This is a genomic window from Lysinibacillus sp. NPDC058147 (assembly GCF_042884205.1).
Classification (GTDB): domain Bacteria; phylum Bacillota; class Bacilli; order Bacillales_A; family Planococcaceae; genus Lysinibacillus.
The window spans coordinates 36,672-55,831 of record NZ_JBHVUJ010000003.1; the positions used below are offsets into that span (position 1 = coordinate 36,672).

At 35.9% G+C, this 19,160-nt stretch carries 21 protein-coding genes and 1 riboswitch; of the genes, 8 read left to right on the forward strand and 13 right to left on the reverse strand.

The features are described from left to right. Positions 1–60 precede the first annotated feature (60 nt). The 3 genes from ACFVT8_RS09680 to ACFVT8_RS09690 all read left to right on the forward strand — a co-directional run bounded on the left by ACFVT8_RS09680 (position 61) and on the right by ACFVT8_RS09690 (position 2,878). Positions 61–867 carry an enoyl-CoA hydratase/isomerase family protein gene (locus ACFVT8_RS09680; RefSeq protein ID WP_387080348.1) on the forward strand — a complete coding sequence of 269 codons (807 nt, stop codon included), beginning with the start codon at positions 61–63 and terminating at the stop codon, positions 865–867. A gap of 20 nt (positions 868–887) precedes the next feature. Continuing rightward, the gene (locus ACFVT8_RS09685) at positions 888–2,030 is read left to right on the forward strand and encodes a CaiB/BaiF CoA transferase family protein (protein WP_387080346.1); all 1,143 of its coding nucleotides are present in this window, start codon (positions 888–890) and stop codon (positions 2,028–2,030) included. A gap of 80 nt (positions 2,031–2,110) precedes the next feature. Continuing rightward, positions 2,111–2,878 carry an IclR family transcriptional regulator gene (locus ACFVT8_RS09690; RefSeq protein ID WP_387080345.1) on the forward strand — a complete coding sequence of 256 codons (768 nt, stop codon included), beginning with the start codon at positions 2,111–2,113 and terminating at the stop codon, positions 2,876–2,878. A gap of 64 nt (positions 2,879–2,942) precedes the next feature. Here ACFVT8_RS09690 and ACFVT8_RS09695 read toward each other — a convergent pair whose 3' ends face one another. From ACFVT8_RS09695 to ACFVT8_RS09710, 4 genes are read right to left on the reverse strand one after another with little or no spacing between them, the layout of a single operon-like run. Beyond that, complete coding sequence (locus tag ACFVT8_RS09695; RefSeq protein ID WP_387080343.1) at positions 2,943–3,506, reverse strand: 5' nucleotidase, NT5C type; 564 nt, start codon at positions 3,504–3,506, stop codon at positions 2,943–2,945. A 16-nt stretch (positions 3,507–3,522) separates the two neighbouring features. Continuing rightward, the gene (locus ACFVT8_RS09700; protein WP_387080342.1) at positions 3,523–4,608 is read right to left on the reverse strand and encodes an FAD-dependent monooxygenase; all 1,086 of its coding nucleotides are present in this window, start codon (positions 4,606–4,608) and stop codon (positions 3,523–3,525) included. After that, positions 4,605–5,714: a bifunctional diaminohydroxyphosphoribosylaminopyrimidine deaminase/5-amino-6-(5-phosphoribosylamino)uracil reductase RibD gene (ribD, locus tag ACFVT8_RS09705; RefSeq protein WP_387080341.1), complete on the reverse strand. Its 1,110-nt coding sequence runs from the start codon at positions 5,712–5,714 to the stop codon at positions 4,605–4,607. The genes ACFVT8_RS09700 and ribD overlap by 4 nt, the downstream gene beginning before the upstream one ends. A gap of 14 nt (positions 5,715–5,728) precedes the next feature. Continuing rightward, the gene (locus ACFVT8_RS09710) at positions 5,729–6,460 is read right to left on the reverse strand and encodes a GTP cyclohydrolase II (protein ID WP_387080340.1); all 732 of its coding nucleotides are present in this window, start codon (positions 6,458–6,460) and stop codon (positions 5,729–5,731) included. Between the two features lie 272 nt (positions 6,461–6,732). Here ACFVT8_RS09710 and ACFVT8_RS09715 point away from each other — a divergent pair, with 272 nt between their 5' ends. The 4 genes from ACFVT8_RS09715 to ACFVT8_RS09730 all read left to right on the forward strand — a co-directional run bounded on the left by ACFVT8_RS09715 (position 6,733) and on the right by ACFVT8_RS09730 (position 10,680). Beyond that, positions 6,733–7,368 (forward strand): GntR family transcriptional regulator, encoded by a 636-nt coding sequence (locus ACFVT8_RS09715; protein ID WP_387080338.1) that lies wholly within the window; start codon positions 6,733–6,735, stop codon positions 7,366–7,368. 283 nt (positions 7,369–7,651) lie between these two features. Beyond that, positions 7,652–8,851 carry a quaternary amine ABC transporter ATP-binding protein gene (locus ACFVT8_RS09720; protein ID WP_387080336.1) on the forward strand — a complete coding sequence of 400 codons (1,200 nt, stop codon included), beginning with the start codon at positions 7,652–7,654 and terminating at the stop codon, positions 8,849–8,851. Then, the gene (locus ACFVT8_RS09725; protein ID WP_387080335.1) at positions 8,844–9,698 is read left to right on the forward strand and encodes an ABC transporter permease; all 855 of its coding nucleotides are present in this window, start codon (positions 8,844–8,846) and stop codon (positions 9,696–9,698) included. Before ACFVT8_RS09720 ends, ACFVT8_RS09725 begins: the two co-directional genes overlap by 8 nt. A gap of 106 nt (positions 9,699–9,804) precedes the next feature. Next, positions 9,805–10,680: a glycine betaine ABC transporter substrate-binding protein gene (locus ACFVT8_RS09730; protein ID WP_387080333.1), complete on the forward strand. Its 876-nt coding sequence runs from the start codon at positions 9,805–9,807 to the stop codon at positions 10,678–10,680. A gap of 191 nt (positions 10,681–10,871) precedes the next feature. Here the strand turns inward: ACFVT8_RS09730 and ACFVT8_RS09735 are convergent, their stop codons facing one another. Beyond that, on the reverse strand, positions 10,872–11,186 hold the full coding sequence (locus ACFVT8_RS09735; protein WP_387080332.1) for a DMT family transporter: 315 nt from the start codon (positions 11,184–11,186) through the stop codon (positions 10,872–10,874). After that, the gene (locus ACFVT8_RS09740; protein WP_387080331.1) at positions 11,186–11,527 is read right to left on the reverse strand and encodes a DMT family transporter; all 342 of its coding nucleotides are present in this window, start codon (positions 11,525–11,527) and stop codon (positions 11,186–11,188) included. The genes ACFVT8_RS09735 and ACFVT8_RS09740 overlap by 1 nt, the downstream gene beginning before the upstream one ends. Positions 11,528–11,916: 389 nt before the next feature. Then, positions 11,917–12,013, reverse strand: a riboswitch (guanidine-I (ykkC/yxkD leader). A gap of 129 nt (positions 12,014–12,142) precedes the next feature. Between ACFVT8_RS09740 and ACFVT8_RS09745 the strand changes: the two genes are divergently transcribed. Beyond that, entirely contained in the window at positions 12,143–12,616 is a 474-nt protein-coding gene (locus tag ACFVT8_RS09745) for a YbaK/EbsC family protein (RefSeq protein ID WP_387080329.1), read from the forward strand. A gap of 250 nt (positions 12,617–12,866) precedes the next feature. Here ACFVT8_RS09745 and ACFVT8_RS09750 read toward each other — a convergent pair whose 3' ends face one another. From ACFVT8_RS09750 to ACFVT8_RS09780, 7 genes are all read right to left on the reverse strand, one after another. After that, positions 12,867–13,355, reverse strand: a complete 489-nt coding sequence (locus ACFVT8_RS09750) for a hypothetical protein (protein ID WP_387080327.1) — start codon at positions 13,353–13,355, stop codon at positions 12,867–12,869. A gap of 471 nt (positions 13,356–13,826) precedes the next feature. Beyond that, on the reverse strand, positions 13,827–14,036 hold the full coding sequence (locus ACFVT8_RS09755) for a DUF3923 family protein (protein ID WP_387080326.1): 210 nt from the start codon (positions 14,034–14,036) through the stop codon (positions 13,827–13,829). A 1,017-nt stretch (positions 14,037–15,053) separates the two neighbouring features. Then, a complete protein-coding gene (locus ACFVT8_RS09760; RefSeq protein ID WP_387224259.1) occupies positions 15,054–15,671 on the reverse strand; it encodes a response regulator in 618 nt (205 codons plus the stop codon). Beyond that, complete coding sequence (locus ACFVT8_RS09765; protein WP_387080323.1) at positions 15,646–17,874, reverse strand: sensor histidine kinase; 2,229 nt, start codon at positions 17,872–17,874, stop codon at positions 15,646–15,648. Before ACFVT8_RS09765 ends, ACFVT8_RS09760 begins: the two co-directional genes overlap by 26 nt. Before the next feature lie 62 nt (positions 17,875–17,936). After that, a complete protein-coding gene (gene comX / locus ACFVT8_RS09770) occupies positions 17,937–18,101 on the reverse strand; it encodes a competence pheromone ComX (RefSeq protein WP_387080322.1) in 165 nt (54 codons plus the stop codon). 790 nt (positions 18,102–18,891) lie between these two features. Continuing rightward, complete coding sequence (locus ACFVT8_RS09775; RefSeq protein WP_218060122.1) at positions 18,892–19,020, reverse strand: class III lanthipeptide; 129 nt, start codon at positions 19,018–19,020, stop codon at positions 18,892–18,894. A gap of 46 nt (positions 19,021–19,066) precedes the next feature. After that, a partial coding sequence (locus ACFVT8_RS09780; protein ID WP_387081499.1) for a class III lanthipeptide occupies positions 19,067–19,160 on the reverse strand: 94 nt, incomplete at its 5' end.

Genomic DNA, 19,160 nt, shown 5'->3' on the forward strand with positions numbered 1-19,160 from the left:
ATTACCACAGCTTTAATTAAAGTGTGACAAACCAAAATAACATAATAAGGAGTGTTATAAATGACTGATTTACTTTTTGAAGTACAAGACCATGTAGCCACAATTACATTAAATAGACCTGAAGCGTACAATGCTTTTAGTGAAGAGATGATCGCTAAATGGATTGAAGCTCTTGAAAATGTTCGTGATTCAGAGGATATTCGTGTTGTCATCTTAAAAGGTAACGGAAAATCATTTTGCGCTGGCGGGGATATTAAGGCGATGCAAGCTGGTGAAGGATTTTTCCAAAGCGAGGACGATATCTCTTCTACAGGTTTAGCACGAAAAAATTCTCTTTGGAAAAAGATTCAACGTATTCCCCTTCTCCTTGAAGAAATTGATAAGCCTGTTATTGCACAGGTGCACGGGTTTGCAATGGGTGCAGGACTTGATATGGCCTTAATGTGCGATATTCGGATAGCTGCAAAATCTACAAAGATTTCAGAAAGCTACATTAACGTTGCGATCGTGCCGGGCGACGGTGGCGCTTATTATTTACCGAAATTAGTCGGCATCGATCAAGCATTGGACATGTTCTGGACAGCACGTGTATTAACTGCTGATGAAGCAAAAGACAAAGGTGTTGTGACCTTCGTTGTAGAAGACCATGAGCTGGAAGAATACACAATGAATTATGCAAAGGAATTAGCAAGTCGTCCAACTACGACATTGCAATTCATAAAGCGTGCTGTTTATCAAAGTCAACGGATGGATTTACGCAGTGCCCTTGATTACATTTCATCACAAATGGCCATTGTGACAGAACTAGATGATTTTAAAGAGGGTGTAAACGCAGTTGTAGAAAAACGTAAGCCTGTTTATAAATGACGTGTTTAGGAGGAAGAACAATGCAACCTCTTGAAAATATTCGAGTATTAGATTTATCTCGTGTTTATGCTGCTCCTGCTGGCTCCATGATGTTGGCCGATTTAGGAGCAGAAGTAATTCGTATAGAACATCCAAATGGCTCTGATAGTATGCGTGATTGGGGGCCATTTGTGAATGGTCAAAGTACGTATTATTTATGTGCCAATCGCAATAAAAAATCGATCACATTAGATTTAAAGACGATAGATGGCAGAGAAAAATTTAAAGAGCTTGTTAAAGATGCCGATGTCGTCCTTGAAAATTTTAAAACGGGTGACATGGAGCGGATGGGGCTAAGCTATAAGGAATTAAGCAAAGTAAATCCAAGAATCATTTATTGTGCAGTAACAGGATTCGGTCAAACAGGTCCTCTTGCGTATGAACCTGGGTTCGATCCAGTTATTCAAGCAATGAGTGGTTTAATGCATGTCACTGGTTCAGCTGAAGGAGAAGCGACAAAAGTTGGTGTTCCTATTGCAGATATTTTAACCTCTAATTATGTTGCCATTAGTATTTTAGCCGCTTTACGAATGCGCGACCACACAAATTCAGGGCAATTTATTGACTTAGCTTTATTAGACGTTCAGATGAGTAGCCTAGCAAATGTAGCGAGCGCTTATTTAAATACAGGTTTTATCTCAGAACGTCTCGGTAATCGTCATAATAATGTTGCGCCGTATCAAGTATTTAACTGTGCGGATGGCCCCCTAATGATTTGCGTTGGTACAGATGGACAATTTAAAAAGTTTTGCACGATGTTAAAACGTGAGGAATGGGCCAATGATCCTCGCTTTATAACAAATACGATGCGCAAGCAACATGAAGCGGAGCTAGTTCAGATGATTACTGACATTACCATGACAAAAACACGGGATGAATGGATTACCTTATTACAACAATACAAAATTCCAGGTGGACGTGTGAACACTATTGCTGAGGCACTAGAACAACCGCAATTTAAGGCACGAGACATGATTGGTGAAATAGAGCACGAACAATATGGTTCAATCAAATTCATCAAAAGCCCGTTAAAATTCTCTGATTTAGATATTCAATATAAATTAGCGCCACCGATACTTGGAGAACATACAAACCAATACCAAAAGTCCTCTCTACAAAAATAAAATTACGCTATAATAGAATTTATGAAGATAAATGCTCCGGCGGATGTCGGATAAAATTATTTTATTACGTAGGTGACGGGATGAATCAGGAGATTTTCGAAAAAAACTATACAATGTCATCGCTACACAAAGCTATAAAAGTGTTAAAAGCTTTCTCAAAAGATGAACCTAGCCTTTCCCTAACTGAGTTAAGTAAAAAAACAGGGATCAGCATTTCCAGTTTACAGCGCTTCGTCTCTACCTTTGTGTACGAAGGCTTTCTTCACAAAGATGAGCGTACTAAGCGCTATCAATTAGGCCATTCACTTCTGTATTTAGGGAATTTAGTAAAGGAAGAATCAAGTCTTATTATTGTAGCAGAACCTATTTTAAAAAAGCTAAACGAAGAAATCTGCGAAAGTGTTTCCATGAATATTATTGATGGATTGGAAAGACGATGTATTTTAAACTATGATTCAACATACCCGCTTTCAACGAAAATGTTTGTAGGTGACACCTCCCCCCTTTATGCAGGTGCATCATCTAAAATATTGCTCGCATTTATGCCAAATGTTGAAGAATATGTAGAGAATATAAGTCTTGAACCTATCACTGATAAGACAATACTTTCAAGAGAGCAACTGTTAACAGAATTAAAGCATATCCGTTTACAACGGTTTGCGACTAGTAATAGCGAACGTGTGCGTGGCGCCTGCTCTATATCTGCACCGATTTTAAATGCTTCTCAACAAATCATCGCTTCCGTAACGCTGGTCATACCAGAAGTACGCTACAGTGACTACGATGAAAATTTATTAATTAATACTATTCAAAACGTTGCATTAGAAATCGAAAAGCAATTATATTGATCGAAACAATGAATAAACCCGAATAGGTTCACTTTTAAAGTGCCCTCTATTCGGGTTTTATGCCTTAATTATTTGCTAATTCTAAAAAGTCATGCCAATGATTTAAGCGTGGCAGTTCAACATGCTTGTTATAGGATTGATTTTTTAAAATTACTTTTGTCTTCACATCTTGCAGTGTTTCTAATACAGCTGGTTTATCATCTACATAAACATCTAAAGCAAGCTCTTTGATGATCGCCACTTTCTCGGTATCCTGCATCCCACAGAAAAAGTGACCTTCTGTGATTGGAAATCCTTGTGCTTTCATCCATACTTGTGTTTGCTCACAATACTGTTTAGGACGCGAAGTAATATAATAAATGTCATGTCCTTGTTGTGCCAAAGCTTGAAGCGTCTCTAATGCTCCCTCAAAAGAAGGACAATCCGTAAAATAAATGTCCTCTAATGAACTATTCCACATCGCCGCTCCTTCAGCATCTGTTAAACCAAAAGGTTCGTGAATTTCAACTCTTTGCAAAGCTTGAAATATTTCTAGTGCAACATTTTTACTAAGTTTTTTATTATAAAGCGCAAAGGCGTGTGCTCGTAAATCGATGAGTGTGTCATCTATATCAAAGCCAAATTTCATGTTGTTTTTCTTCCCTTCAAGAAGCCTTGTTGATGAAGTTAGTCGCAAATGTTTGCTCTTTTTCAATTTGCTTCGCTAATACTTCTTCAATGGCTTGCTCACGCATTTGTTGAAAATCTTGTACGTTAAAATGAATAAGCGTATCTTTATTTAATAGTGACGCAAGACAATCTGCATCCTTTAGGGCACTATTGAGCCCAAATGCCCCAGTTGGTGTCATCGTGTGAACTGCATCCCCTAATAGCACAAGCCCCTTTGTCCCCCAGCAGTCACAATGACTACTGAATACATCAAGCAAAACAAAATCTTGCCAAGATCTGATATGCTCCTTAACCGTATCAGATAGTTCCGGAAATTGATCTGAAAGCTGTTGGATAAATGGAGTAAATGCTTTTTTTCTAAGCTGAGGAAAACTTCCTTGTTCAATGTTCCAGCCGATTTGAATGAACCCACCTACCTGCGTAAATAAGGATAGCTGCTTATCACCTATTAATGCCATTTTAATCGATGGCTCCCAGCCTTGAGGAGCAGGAATTTTTGCCCACAATAAATCAAAGCCATGTTTATGCTTTTGAATCTCAATATGTGCTTTCTTACGTATAGTAGAGTAACGACCGTCAGCTCCGATAATTAACTGACTATTAATTTCAATCATTTCCCCATCTCTTGATGCAATGACACCCGTATATCTACCTGAAGAGTCAACTATGAGTTTCGTCACCTTCGTATTGAGGAAACAAGAAAAGTGCAGAAAATGCTGTGTTTCTTGTAATATTCCCTTTAATAGATTGGCCTGTGGTACATGAATTCCTAAATGTCCTACAGTTTCATCAGGAAGAATAGTTTTTAATGCTTTACCATCTGCGTAATATTCAAGTTTTCCCATACGTAATAAGCCGAGTGCCTCGACTGCTTCAAAAAGCTGATGACTTTTTAAAACAGCCTCACCCTCTTCATTTAAATGCTCACCGCGAAATGCCTGCCCAAGTGCTGCGTTTTGTTCCAGTAGTATTACGGAAAGACCTTTTTTCGCTAGTAAGTACGAAAGAAGTGCTCCACCTGGACCAGCCCCTACAATACAAACATCTGCTTGATAATTCACTTTTTTTCACCTATCTTTGGATAAGCAATAATACGTAAATCTTGCCCAACTTGCTCAAACGAAGCAAATTCTACATCCCATGCTTCATCCATAGTAGATGGATTTTGACCAGCAAAAGGTGTTAACGATAAATGACCACCGAGAATCTTTGGCGCAATGTAAATCACGTATTTGTTAATAGCACCTTGCTGTAAAAACGAAGAATTGATCGTACTTCCACCCTCTACTAAAATATCCGTAATGCCATTTTGATAGAGTTTTGCTAGCATATCATCAATAACAAGCCCTTCAGAATCATGTCGAACTGGCAATACAGTCACGCCTTTTTCCTCAAAAGCTGTTATTTTTTCTTGACCGGCATTCTCACTACATACAATAATTGTTTTCGCTTCTTCAACATTCAGAACATTGGCGTAAGCTGGTGTACGAAGCGAGCTATCCATAATAATGCGCACTGGATTTTTTCCGTAATCTTCTTTTAATCTTGTCGTTAAAGATGGATTGTCAGCTAAAACAGTACCAACACCAACTAAAATACCATCCACCTCATGACGAATACGGTGAACATCCTCGCGCGCTGCATCACCCGTTACCCACTTCGAATGTCCTGTATGGGCAGCTATTTTCCCATCTAAAGTCATCGCATATTTTGAAATAATAAATGGTCGTTTTGTAAGCATATTGTGAATAAAGCGTTCATTTAAACGTCGAGCTTGAGCTTCTAAAATACCCACCTCTACCTCTATGCCTGCATCTCGTAACAGTTGAATACCACGTCCAGCTACAGCAGGATTTGGATCTTGCATAGCTACAACAACGCGACTAACTGCTGATTCCTTCACTAAATTTGCACAAGGAGGTGTTTTTCCATAATGCGAACATGGCTCAAGAGTTACATAAAGTGTCGCACCTTTAGCATGTTCTCCAGCCATACGGAATGCATGCACCTCTGCATGCGGTTCACCTGCTTTTCTGTGCAAACCTGTTCCAACAATGACACCGTCTTTGACGATTACAGCCCCTACAAGTGGATTGGGATTCGTATTTCCTTTTGCACTAGCGGCTAAATCAAGTGCCAACTGCATGTATTTTTCATCTGTTGTCATCTTCGTTCCTCCACTCACTTCTCTTCGCGTAAATGTCCAGATTTCTCTACTTTCGTGTCCAAATAAAAACGATTTGTCTCCGTTAATCCTCCCCATAATGGGACATGTCCTTCTGCTGCTAGACCATGTGCTTGTAATGCAGCAAGCTTTTTCGGATTATTGGTAATCAGTGTAACTGGCTTTGAACGAAGTGCAGCTAACACAGTAATGGCATCCTCGTAAGAACGTGTATCGTCTGGGAAACCAAGAGCATGGTTTGCTTCAACCGTATCTAACCCCTCTTCTTGTAATAAATAAGCAAGAGATTTCGAAAATAACCCGATGCCACGACCTTCATGATCTGCTAAATAGAAAATGGCACCGCATCCATGCTCCACGATCATTTTCATCGATTCATGTAATTGATAACCACAGTCACAGCGTTGGCTTCCAAAAATATCACCTGTATGACAAATGCTATGCATACGAATTAAAGCTTCCTCTGCATGTGCAAAATCCCCATAAACAAGCACTGATGACTGTTGTAAAAAAGCTAAATTTGCAGATGCTAATCCATCAATTATTTCTTCTTTTGCTAGTTTGGCATCTACTTTTAACCAGTTATACCATTGAAATGTCGCTGAAAATTCACCCTGTTTTACCGGTAATTTTACTGGACCAACTAGGCAAATACTTTCAGTTTCTGATTGCTTCACGATCGTCATTTTATCTTTCACTATATCCAAAACTTTAGTAGTAATTGTCATATTTTCTCCAACCTTCTATTGTTAACAGCTAGCTAAACAAACTAACTGAGCACTTGTATTTTCACAACACTTACATAATGTAACTTAGTTTATAATAATAACTACCAACTGTCAAACTTCAGCACCTACTCTATTAAAAACAATTAAGTAGAAACAAAAACTGTTACATTACGTTTTCATCATATACTAATAGCTTATGGAGATGCTATTTTTTCTGTGCAGGCTAGTCTATAATAAGCTGAGGTAACTGTTATGACGAAAGGAAGTTTAGAATGCAATTAGAAAAAAACGTGCAGGTGAAACAGCCAAAATACCAGCAAATAGCTGTCGATCTTGCCTCAAAAATCGTGGAAAGAAAGTATCGAATTGGCGATAAAATTTACGCAAGATCATCTCTAGCAAGCCAATACAATGTCTCAGCAGAAACAGCAAGAAGAGCAATTGCCGTTTTGCAAGACTTGGAAATTGTAGAGGCTACAAAAGGCAGTGGGGTTATTATCATCTCATATGAAAAGGCTGCACATTTTGTCCGACAATTCCATGATGTTCAATCTGTCCATGAATTACAACATGAGCTAATGACTAGCATACAGAAGCAGCACCAAGAATTAATAAACCTACAGGAAAAGACTAAACAACTGATTAGTCGAACTGAACATTTCCGTTCCGTCAATCCATTTATCCCTTATCAACTAGAGATGACAGCTGAAAGCCCTTGTGTCCACCAAACAGTACAGGAATTGAATTTTTGGCAAAATACATCTAGCACGATTGTCGGAATTCGTCGTAAAAATGAATTATTACTTTCACCTGGTCCATATGTGTCCTTGGAAGAAGGAGATATCATATATTTTATCGGTAATGATGAAAGTTTCGCTCGAGTTCAGAGCTTTTTATATCCAAATTAAAATCCGCTTAAACGCTGATATAACAGCGTTTAAGCGGATTTTTTCTCATTTGTCGATTTGACAGAAGTAACAACCCTTTGTTAGTCTTAAGTTGTTACTTGTTTATATTTGGGTATCATTATCCTCAAATAGTATTTTTCTTCATTCAGTGAGTGTACAAACACCTATTGAAATAGAGGAACTCAGCCTAAGATCGCCATGTCCAGTGGCAATTTATCTGCGCGTAAGTGAAGCAACACTCATTACGCCAAGGCGAAATTGATCTACGAAAGGAGTGGTTCTATTGGAAAAAATAAAAGTGGAACATGTTTCTAAAGTTTTCGGGAAACATATTCCCCAAGCATTAGAACTCGTCAAGCAACAAAAAAGCAAGACTGATATCTTAAAAGAAACAGGTGCAACAGTTGGTGTATACGATGCAAGTTTCACTGTAAATGAAGGTGAAATCTTCGTTATCATGGGATTATCAGGGAGTGGAAAGTCGACACTTATCCGGCTTTTAAACCGTCTCATAGAACCTACAAGTGGGAATATTTACATCGATGGAGAAAATATTTCTAAAATGGGCAAAGAGAGTTTACGTAATGTAAGAAGAAACAAAATGAGTATGGTCTTTCAAAACTTCGGTTTATTCCCCCATCGTACACTTCTTCAAAACACTGAATATGGCCTTGAAATCAGAGGCATTACAAAAGAAGAACGACAAGCAAAAGCTGAGCAAGCTCTCGAAAATGCAGGCTTACTTGCTTATAAGGACCAATATCCAAGTCAATTATCAGGTGGTATGCAACAGCGTGTTGGGTTAGCACGTGCACTTGCAAATGACCCTGAAATATTACTAATGGATGAAGCTTTTTCTGCGCTCGATCCATTAATTCGTAAAGAAATGCAAGATGAGTTACTCGATTTACAAAGCACATTGAAAAAAACAATTTTATTTATCACCCACGATTTAAATGAAGCATTACGTATTGGGGATCGTATCGCCATTATGAAAGATGGCTCAATCATTCAAATTGGTACTGGAGAAGAAATTTTAACAAATCCTGCAAATGATTATGTTAAAACTTTCGTAGAAGACGTCGATCGCTCTAAAGTATTAACTGCTGAAAATGCTATGGTTCGACCTGTATCTGTCAACGTAGATATAGATGGACCGACCGTAGCACTTAAAAGAATGCGCGAAGAAACGGTTAGTTTACTAATGGCCGTTGACAAAAATCGACATTTAAAAGGCTATATTACTGCTGACGACGCACGGGCTGCAGCTAAAAGACAAGAACAAACGGTACATTCAATTGTTCAATCAGATATGTTGACCGTTCCACCAGATATGCTTTTACAGGATATATTAGGCTTGATTCATAATTGTCCGACTCCTATTGCAGTTGTAAAAGATGAGCGCTTGCTTGGTGTTCTTATCCGGGGCGTTGTCATCGAAGCACTTTCAACTAGCGATGAGGAGGCAGTTGCAAATGAATAAATTTTTAGACGATATTCCAACCATACCACTAGGACCGTGGGTAGAATCAGTTATGGACTGGTTGACGAGTAATTTTTCAGTGTTTTTTAACTTGATTCAAAAAAATGGAAAACTACTCATGAATCAGGTCACTGATTTATTAGTTAGCATTCCCCCGATTATTCTTATTTTACTTGTTGTCATTTTTGCCTTTTTCGTTACCGGCAAGAAATTCGGGCTCGCAACATTTTCATTAATTGGTTTGTTATTTATTTATAATCAAGGCTTATGGACACATCTTATGGAAACAACTACGCTCGTACTCTTTTCAAGTATCATCTCCATCATATTTGGTATTCCACTTGGCATTCTAATGTCCAAGTCAACTGTAGCAGAAAATGTGATTAAGCCGATACTCGATTTCATGCAAACAATGCCTGGCTTCGTGTACTTGATTCCTGCCGTTGCCTTCTTTGGTATTGGGATAGTACCTGGCGTATTTGCATCCGTTATTTTCGCCTTACCACCAACTGTACGTATGACGAACTTAGGAATTCGCCAAGTACCAAAAGAATTGGTAGAAGCTGCGGATTCATATGGGAGTACTTCAAACCAAAAACTATTTAAAGTGGAAATCCCACTTGCGAAATCAACTATAATGGCAGGGATTAACCAAACGGTTATGCTATCACTGTCAATGGTTGTAACTGCTTCAATGATTGGTGCACCTGGTCTAGGGCGTGAAGTATTAACTGCACTACAACGTACACAGGTGGGGAATGGTTTTGTTGCAGGTTTAGGTTTAGTCATCTTCGCTATTATAATAGATCGCTTAACGCAAAGCTTTAATAAGAAGAAAACTGTTTAGAAAAAGAGGCGATTCGCAAGCGCAAGACTTAGCTTTTCACCTTCACTGCTGAGATTTACGTTTTGTAGTTTGATACAAAATTATTAATATTCGAAAGGAAGATTCAATGAAACTGAAAACATTAACTAAATTAGGAATGGCATTAGGTCTTGGCTTTTTGCTAGCCGCGTGTAGTAGTGATGATTCAAGCAAGAGTAGTGGTAACTCAAAAGACGTCAATTTAGCCTACGTTGAATGGGATACAGAAATTGCTTCAACTAATGTAGTTGGTCAGGTGCTAGAGGATTTAGGCTACAATGTAACATTAACACCACTTGATAATGCAATTATGTGGGAGGCTGTTTCAAAAGGTGAAGCAGATGGTATGGTTGCAGCATGGTTACCAAATACACATGCCCCTCAGTACAAAAAATATAAGAACGACCTTGATGAGCTAGGTGAAAACCTTGCTGGTGCAAAAATAGGTCTAGTAGTACCAAGCTATATGGACGTTAATTCGATTGAAGATTTAAAAAATCAAGCTGATCACACAATTACAGGTATTGAACCTGGTGCTGGGATTACAGCTGCTACTGAAAAAGCTTTAGATGAATATGATAATTTAGCAGATTGGAATCTGTTAACTTCTTCATCTGGTGCAATGACAACTTCTCTTGCAAAAGCAATTAAAAATAAAGAAGACATTATCGTGACAGGCTGGTCTCCTCATTGGATGTTCGCTAAATATGATCTTAAATACTTAGAAGATCCAAAAGGCGTTTATGGTGGCGAAGAAACGATTAACACATTCGCTCGTAAAGGTTTAAAAGAAGATCAACCAGATGTATATTCTGTATTAGATAACTTCCATTGGACATCAGAAGACTTAGAGAGTGTTATGCTAGAAATTATGGATGGCAAAGACCCAAAACAAGCTGCTAAAGATTGGGTTTCAGCCAATGCAGACAAAGTTGCTGAATGGACGAAGGATGTAAAAAAATAATTTTTTTAAATTGACGGACAACTGACATTAGTTGTCCGTCTTTTTTTTAGGCTTATCACTGATAAATATAGTGCCGTAATATTTTTATTTATTTCTTTTTAAAGCACCAGCGAATTTTCTTCATGATAAACAAAAAAAGCCACCCCGCACCGATTAGATCGAAGCCAGATGACCATAACTATTTAATCTAGCTAGGATAATAATTTCAAAAATATCGCTGCCCCTAAAACAAGAACAATGCAAACAAGACGTCTCCAATCTTTGGATTCATTGAAAAATAACATTCCGAGTAAAGCGCCCCCTGCCGCTCCAATTCCTGTCCAAATCGCATATGCTGTGCCCATTGGTAATGTTTCCATGGCATATGCAAGACCAGCAAAGCTCAAGGTAAATACGAAAATCAATAACACTAAATTTTTAATACTTTTAGTATCATTATATTTACTAATCATATAAACACCCATCATCTCACATATCCCCGCTACTACTAAAGCAACCCATGCCATTATTCATTCACCTCTTTTTCCTTAGGCTCCCCTGTCACAAGCTTTAAACCGACAACCCCTGCAAGTAAAACGACGATACATAAAATTTTTGCAATTTTCCATGGCTCTCCGAACAGTAAGCTATCAGCACAAACTGTTCCCGCCGTCCCTAAGCCTACGAATACTGCATAAACAGTACCGACTGGTAAGCTTTCTCCAGCCTTAATCAGTAAATAAAAGCTAACAAAAATTGCAATTGCGGTACCCATCCATTCGAGCGCATTCCCTGCATGCTTTAAGCCAATTACCCAGCCGACTTCAAAAAAAGCAGCAATTACGACACTTAACCATTGTTTGTTCATTCGAATTCCTCCATTTTAATGTTAAACAAATATGAATAACTATATCGAGCTGTTCTCTGACGGGTTTTTCTGAACTACCTGAGCACTCCTCGGTATACCTGATCAGTTTGGTGACTTACCCGAGCACTTCTACGGCATACCTGATCAGTTCTGTGATCTACCCGAGCACTTCTACGGCATACCTAATCAGTTCTGTGATCTACCCGAGCACTTCTATGGCATACCTAATCAGTTCTGTGATCTACCCGAGCACTTCTATGGCATACCCGATCAGTTTCCTGACCTACCTGAGCAGTTTGGTGACCAAAACCCTGAATAGAGCTTTTTCTTCAACTTCCCTCCCACAGTAGCCAAATAAAAAAAGCCTAAGAAACACTGTTGTAAACAGTATCTCCCAGGCTTTTATCCTTCCGTGTCACAAAATCCATTTGTGGTTTTCTCTCGGACCAGACTAGCATTTGCTACGGAACCCTAGAAAACTATCATATTTGATTGTGAAACTAGTATAGCAAACTATTCAGTCATTTTCTACACACAGCATTCAGAAAGATAAATAACAACGTATTCAGAAAATTATGTTAAAATAAAACATAGTTTTGTAAGGAGGTATCACATATGGCAATTGAAAAAGTACGTGAACATTTAGCACAATGGAATATGGAACACAAAATACAGGAGCTAAACGAAAGCTCAGCGACCGTTGAACTAGCAGCACAGGCACTCGGGTGCGAGCCTGAGCACATTGCGAAATCCTTATCGTTTCTCGTAAACGATGGAGCGATATTAATTGTTGCTGCAGGCGATGCCAAAGTCGACAATGCAAAATATAAAGCTGTCTTTGGTACAAAGGCAAAGATGCTTGGGAAAGATGAAGTACTCGATAAGATCGGACATGATGTAGGTGGTGTTTGTCCATTTGGCGTGAATGAGGGCGTTGCAATTTATTTAGATGAATCCCTTAAACGATTCACAACAGTATTCCCTGCATGTGGTAGCAGTAATTCCGCCATTGAACTTACTATTTCTGAATTAGAAACCTATACTCCATATCAAGAATGGGTTGATGTTTGCAAAGGCTGGAATGAGTAACAGGGCATAAAATCGGTGAAACTTGATAGAAAGTCTCGCCGATTTTATGTAAAGTGTATTTGGAGTGGTATTTCATTTATCAAAATTCAGCTCTACACCAGGAGAAGTCATCTGTAAAGGAGGCTTCTTTTTTGTAGATCTGATGATCAAAAAGTTTCAACATGTATTGCTTATTCATTACGCTTAAAAATAACGTTCCAAATGGAAGTTTAATAAAAAAGCCACGAATTTGGGAGTATATTAAGGAAGATTATGTATTACATACAATATCTTCTGGTCCCCATATTGCTAAACCATCATTAGGACAAGCAACTACTTCCCAATGCTCATCATCTATAGATGTACTACTAACGCCTACTTGCCAACTTTCATGCTTATCATCTTGTCCCCATATAAAGAGAACCTCACCTGTTTCAAATGTTAATGATAAATGAGGACTTTCATTAGCTAAGGAAACATCTACAATTTGTTTTAATCTTAACTCGCAAATTATTTTCAAGGATTCAATCAAATCCATTTTAGGTAATTCATTTAATGGAGGAATATTTTTCGGCATCGATTTAAATAAACAAATTGGACTGTCAATATTAATGTAAATTTGACCATCTATTCGCTTTGAATTATTTTCACTCTCCGAAAGAAGTAGCCTCAATCCATAAAAGTTAAGTCCCTCTATTCTTGTTCCTTCACATAAAAAATGTAACGTTCGTAAACCAGCAGTTCTTTCTGCTTTATTCATATTTAATACCCCTTATCTTTCAAGTATATAAACTTATTCATCTATCCTCCCATACCATCGCGAATGGTGAAGGGTATCCCGAAAAACTAGTTAGCTTCAATTGACAAACTATGAAAATAAAAATGGAAGAACTTGAAGTCACTCTTCATGAGTATATCAATCCACATCAATGACTAACGATAAACCATTCTTACTCATATTGATTTTCTCAGTGAATCGAGTTGAGTTTTTTAATCAGGAAGTAGCTCTAGAGTATTCTCTCAAAAGAAAATATTGAACGTTTGGATACCATTCCATGCATTACCCTCGAATGGCAGAACAAATCTTATTGAAAAGGGAAAAAACGAGCAGGAGGGCTACTCGGGATGTGGAACCTACAAAAATAGACGTTCCCCACAAAAAACTAACTGGAGTGTGGCTAAAATCTTGACGTGTGTTCAGGTTTTTAAGTTAACTACAATAATTCTACATTTAATATTTCAGGTTTTTAACAAAAAATAACCATATTAATTGAATAAACATAATAATTACGAATAAAATTCCTACTATTATGAAAGTTATAGTTTTTATTTCAGGAGTTTGGACTACTCCAGCTCCATCTACTTCTCTTAAACCAATAATTATTGCACCTAATGCAAAAATAACCAGCCAAAAAAAATTGGCAAACCACCATAATTTCATCTTATTCCCCTCTTTCTTTAAAACGCTTTATTACAAGGTAGTAAAATTAAAAAAGCATCCATTTAAGTGAAGAAAAATAAAAATTCTATTATTTTATATTATTTACCGGTATAAAGAAATTTTAACATTGTGTACTTATTCTCTCCATACACCTAGAGTCTGAAATAAAATCAGTCTTAGGTCTTATTACTTTCTTAAATTAATCTGTGCTTTAATTAGATTCGAACAACAACTTTTGAAACACGTTAGCTCTATTGGCAAAAGGCTTAAAATTCTTTATACAAAGTGTTTTGTTACCTTAACTGTCAAAATTCTGACGCTGCCCCTAAATGAGAGATTTGTCAAAATAAGCTCCTTTTAGTGGAAATGGCTCCATTTTCAATTTACCGTCCACGGATCCTCGCTAGTTTCGATTTTCCACTGGGTAGATTCTGCCGAAAGTAATTTGTTGGTGATTTGCAACGCATCGTTTTCATTATATTGTTGCAAATGAAATAGCCCGGTTACCATAATTTTCTGTAGGATATTACTAAGAACTTCTGATTTAGTTGCTGGTTCATCTGGTGTACGAGTGTTGTTGTGGTAGCTGGTTGTTGTTTGACAATTTAGCAGTTTTCATCGATGCCAAAAGTAATCGATTGGGCCTTTTTCTGGGTATGCATCTTTCAGCAGAAAATCATCTGGAGCTTTTAAAACGGACGGGAGATTAATATCAAATGATCCAGTTGCTTCAGGCGTGGAATGAAAATTAGTTAATTAGGGATCGTGCATAGTGATTCTTCGAGCGGGGTATCTTGTAGCACAGAATAAAAAGGGGCATTCTGTAGCAAACCTACTATTTTTTCCGTTTATTTCTAATATATATATTCCCCCGCACTCACTCTATTTCATTTCATTCTATTCTAGGGTATTTAAAAGTAGATTATATATATATATTGATTTTTGTTTAGAATTCAATAAAAAAGAAACTAGTGTCTGTTACAAATAAGTAAACACTAGTTCCGTAGTATCTGCTAATTATAGTAATTTTTTTTCTTTAACAAACTCAATAGCTTGCATTCTTGAGGAAACATCAAATAATGTAAAAAGTTGTGATAAATAGCGTTCAACGGTACGTTGCGTGATATCAAGTTTTTCGGCTATCATCTTATTTGTATAACCTTCTAGTAGCAAGGTCATAAGTTGTTTTTCTTTATTTGTAAGTTGTAGATTATCATGCTTATGTTGCAATTTACTTTTAAGGTAATCAATAAAATCGATAGATAAAACTAAATCTCCCTGTACAAGTGAACGAATTGTTTTTATAACTTTTTCTTGTGAGGCAGTTTTAGATAAAATTCCGTCAACTCTTTTTTCCACAATTAATGGGTAGTAAGTTTGAATATCATCACCTGTATATAAAATGATGAGGGCCTGTTCGTGCGCTTCTTTAATATCTGCTGCTAGTGAAAGCCCATCTTGTCCAGCCATATTGACATCGACTAATAACACATCAAAATGTTTGTTTTCCATTTTGGCCAGTACGTTTTGAGGGTTACTTTCGGACTCAATCACCAAATCATCTATTCCTTGAAATAATGCTTTAGAACCTGCTAAAACGATCGGGTGGTCATCTATTATTAATACTGAAATCAAATACCTCACTTCTCTCAATGATTTTAATTTGAATATATATGCCTTCATTCATATCAGAATCAATCGTAATTTGCCCATTATAAGCTTCTACTCTTTCTCGTATACCCTGTAATCCCATTGATTCACAATGCCAGATTTCTGATAAATTACAGCCGATACCGTTATCACGATATACTAGTTCAAATCCGTCATCTAGTTCTTGGAGATAGAGTTCTACAGTTTCAGCTTGTGAATGCTTTAGTGCGTTATTTAATAGTTCTTGCACAATACGATAAATGATTAAAGTTAATTGTTCATCTTCTAAATACAGTCGATCAAGTCTCGTTGTTAGTGTAAAATCAGCTCGACTTGTTGTCTGCTCGAAAAGTCTTTCAAGCGCAGCATTTAACCCTACTTTTGTTAATAATGGGGGTTTTAATGTTTCACAATAGGTCCTTAAACTATTAATCGATAGAATCATTTGTTCATGTAGATTTTTTAGTTTTGATTTAATAGCTAAAAGATCTTTTTCATATATCAGTCTATCTACTTGTCTAACGATATATAAATGCTCTTGTAAAACAGTATCATGCAATTCTTGTGCTAACTGAAATTTTTCATTTTCTACTCTTAACCAAACCATTTTTTTGAGCCAAGTTGGTTCACTTATATCTGTCTGTTGTAGTTGATGTAGCTCATCTACTAATTCTTCAATTATTTTTGTACTTTCAATAAAACTATGTGTATAAGTTAGTAATAACTCTAGCCACAATAGTTCCTCTGCTTTTAAGCGAATCTTATGCTCATGGTTAATAATTAGACATCTTTTAAAGTGAGTATCTTCGTGAATTAGCGCCATATATACATGGTCTTTTTTTACGATTTCGCCAGGGCGTAGTCTTTGAAAAGATGAATCATCTTCTATTAAAAAAAGATGGTCGTTTGAAGAGATAATTTGCCTAGTTGCATAGTCATACGTGATAATGGACACTTCTTTTACTTCTAAATGGTATGCCACTTTTTCTATTAGCAACTGCAACATTTCCTCTACACGATAAGTTTTTCCGAGTTCTTCAATAGTCTTATACAGCTTATGAATGTAATTTCCTTTAGAAGAGAATAAAATTTTACGCCCGTGGTAATCAATTTTTTCTTTCATGTATAAGAAAATAATGCTTGAAGCTAGTAGAAACAGAGTTATCCCAAAAAGATTAGTTAATGATATATCCGTGATTGAATAGATACCCAAAATTGCCCAAAACGTGAAAAATAGTGATAGGGTAATATAATATCGAAAACGTGAAATATGATAAACAATATCAAATAAGCGCTCAGTCAATTGTATAAAAATAATATTGAATGGAATTAATAATAAGAATAAAGCACAAATATCAGCATTAAGAATAAAATGTCTAAATAATACTTCAGGTAACACAAAAAGTGTAAGGAATGGTAAGAACGGAGTAATTAAACCTATAAAAAATATTTTTAACGGTGTTAATTTATATTTGATATAGCTATAGGCTAAAATGAATAATGTAATTGAAAGTAAAAATATAAATAGAACAAGAATTATAAGTGGACTGATTGAACCAAATGGTGGATAGAAAAATCTTATTATACATAAAAATATAGAAAATAAAGGGAATATATATAAAATTTGAGTATTTTTAATAAATGGCCACTTAATATCTAAAAATAAAAAAATTTTTTTAAGATAATTTAGCAACAAAATTACGCAAAGGAGTAAGCAACTACTATTTACAATAATACTGATGTTATCTAATTTTGCAGAAGCGCCACTGCTTATATATGCTAAAGAAACCGTAAGAATAAAAGCGATTAGAAAGTTCACATGTGGGAGATATTTTTTATAATAGTACAAATAGAATGAGATACACAATATTAATAAAAAGTAAATACTCGGAAATACAAATAGCATATAAAATTGTTGTGGGATATCGGTATGTTGAATATCAATATTTAATATGGAATCATCAGATTTTTGAATAGATAATGCTGTTGCTCCTCGAATGTATGGATCATATTGTATACGTGATATATCCTGTATAGACTTTCCATCTATTGTTAATATAATGTCCCCAATAAAAACTTGTTCATTTCTTGCCCACTCTTCATAATTTATAGATTTAATTTTCCACTGTTGATCTTGTTCTTCAATTCCAATACTCAAAAATGGAGCGGAATAAGAAACTGATAACATATATAATCCTAAAATTATATAAAGAGAGATTAAAAGCCAAAACGATCTACTTTTTATAAAGATCATTGCCAGTATGGAGATATTGTTTTTACATCTATTTCTTCCTCAAAAGCCTCTAATATAGCATGAGTTTCTGCTTCGGTAACTCCTACCAAAGAAACTTTTTCCTCTTTTAGTAATTCTAGAACACTAACATTCTCTTGTAAGAATTGAATTATTTTAATCATTATTTTTCCCCATTTCATTAATTTTTTTTATAAACTTTAGTTACTGTAAACAAACACTTCTTCAACACAAAATATTTTCTGCATTTTCTGAATTTAAAGCCTACTATTATTGAATTACTAACGAAAATAGGAGAGCTATTCTCTTGAGATTTTAAGGATTTGAAGTAGACTTTTTAGTTTATCTCCAACTTTCCCCGGAGAATAAATTGTAAATGTATTACCTCAATATTTCCCTCTCCATAATGATAAGTTTATATTTATGTTACCATAAATATTAAAATATTTCCAATATTTCCATAAATGAATTTATTAACTAATTTGATTTAAAGAACTTTTTAACTTCTATCTGGATTTTTTTAGAGAAAACGTCTGTGAAACAGCTATCCTTGTCCACACGTCTTTTGTATGATTGCGCTTTCAAATCTATCGTGCTTTCTTTGATTTCTTTTTGATCAAACTTCTTTGGTAGAAATGGTTTAGTTCTAATTATACTTTCTCTGAATATCCTTTGTTTTTTCAAACGACTCTCTTGTTATATTTCCGTTATTTCGCACTAGCTTTAAGAGGTGAATATTAATAAATGTAATTGCTATTTTCCATTTGATTTCTTGCCTGATGCATTAACCGGATGTAAAATATATTAAGTACTTGGCATTTTAAATAAAACGGCAGAATCCATACTACTTATAGTTTAAAAGAAAAATACTGTAGATAAACTCGAAATTTTTCGAGTTTGTCTACAGTAATAAGGGGAAATTACTTTTCTCCCATAATATACTTAAAACTTTCATTAGTTGCCGCAGAAGTATAAACTAACAGTACTGATATTGTCACAGCCTAAGCTCACTGATGATTTCCCTTTTAGTAAAACAACTTCTTTATCAAGTGCAGTGTGCTGTAATGATAATAACTTTTTCATGTATTTCACCACCTTCCAGAGTGAGAAATATTCAATCCGTGTTATATTAGTTGCCGCAGAAGTATAAACTAACAGTACTGATATTATCACAGCCTAAGCTCACTGATGATTTCCCTTTTAGTAAAACAACTTCTTTATCA

Coding starts and splice junctions, on each gene's coding strand:
- ACFVT8_RS09680 (WP_387080348.1), top strand. CDS start 61: ATGACTGATTTACTTTTTGAAGTACAAGACCATGTAGCCACAATTACA.
- ACFVT8_RS09685 (WP_387080346.1), top strand. CDS start 888: ATGCAACCTCTTGAAAATATTCGAGTATTAGATTTATCTCGTGTTTAT.
- ACFVT8_RS09690 (WP_387080345.1), top strand. CDS start 2,111: ATGAATCAGGAGATTTTCGAAAAAAACTATACAATGTCATCGCTACAC.
- ACFVT8_RS09695 (WP_387080343.1), bottom strand. CDS start 3,506: ATGAAATTTGGCTTTGATATAGATGACACACTCATCGATTTACGAGCA.
- ribD (WP_387080341.1), bottom strand. CDS start 5,714: ATGACAACAGATGAAAAATACATGCAGTTGGCACTTGATTTAGCCGCT.
- ACFVT8_RS09710 (WP_387080340.1), bottom strand. CDS start 6,460: ATGACAATTACTACTAAAGTTTTGGATATAGTGAAAGATAAAATGACG.
- ACFVT8_RS09715 (WP_387080338.1), top strand. CDS start 6,733: ATGCAATTAGAAAAAAACGTGCAGGTGAAACAGCCAAAATACCAGCAA.
- ACFVT8_RS09725 (WP_387080335.1), top strand. CDS start 8,844: ATGAATAAATTTTTAGACGATATTCCAACCATACCACTAGGACCGTGG.
- ACFVT8_RS09730 (WP_387080333.1), top strand. CDS start 9,805: ATGAAACTGAAAACATTAACTAAATTAGGAATGGCATTAGGTCTTGGC.
- ACFVT8_RS09735 (WP_387080332.1), bottom strand. CDS start 11,186: ATGGCATGGGTTGCTTTAGTAGTAGCGGGGATATGTGAGATGATGGGT.
- ACFVT8_RS09740 (WP_387080331.1), bottom strand. CDS start 11,527: ATGAACAAACAATGGTTAAGTGTCGTAATTGCTGCTTTTTTTGAAGTC.
- ACFVT8_RS09745 (WP_387080329.1), top strand. CDS start 12,143: ATGGCAATTGAAAAAGTACGTGAACATTTAGCACAATGGAATATGGAA.
- ACFVT8_RS09750 (WP_387080327.1), bottom strand. CDS start 13,355: ATGAATAAAGCAGAAAGAACTGCTGGTTTACGAACGTTACATTTTTTA.
- ACFVT8_RS09755 (WP_387080326.1), bottom strand. CDS start 14,036: ATGAAATTATGGTGGTTTGCCAATTTTTTTTGGCTGGTTATTTTTGCA.
- ACFVT8_RS09765 (WP_387080323.1), bottom strand. CDS start 17,874: ATGTTATCAGTTTCTTATTCCGCTCCATTTTTGAGTATTGGAATTGAA.
- comX (WP_387080322.1), bottom strand. CDS start 18,101: ATGATTAAAATAATTCAATTCTTACAAGAGAATGTTAGTGTTCTAGAA.
- ACFVT8_RS09775 (WP_218060122.1), bottom strand. CDS start 19,020: ATGAAAAAGTTATTATCATTACAGCACACTGCACTTGATAAAGAAGTT.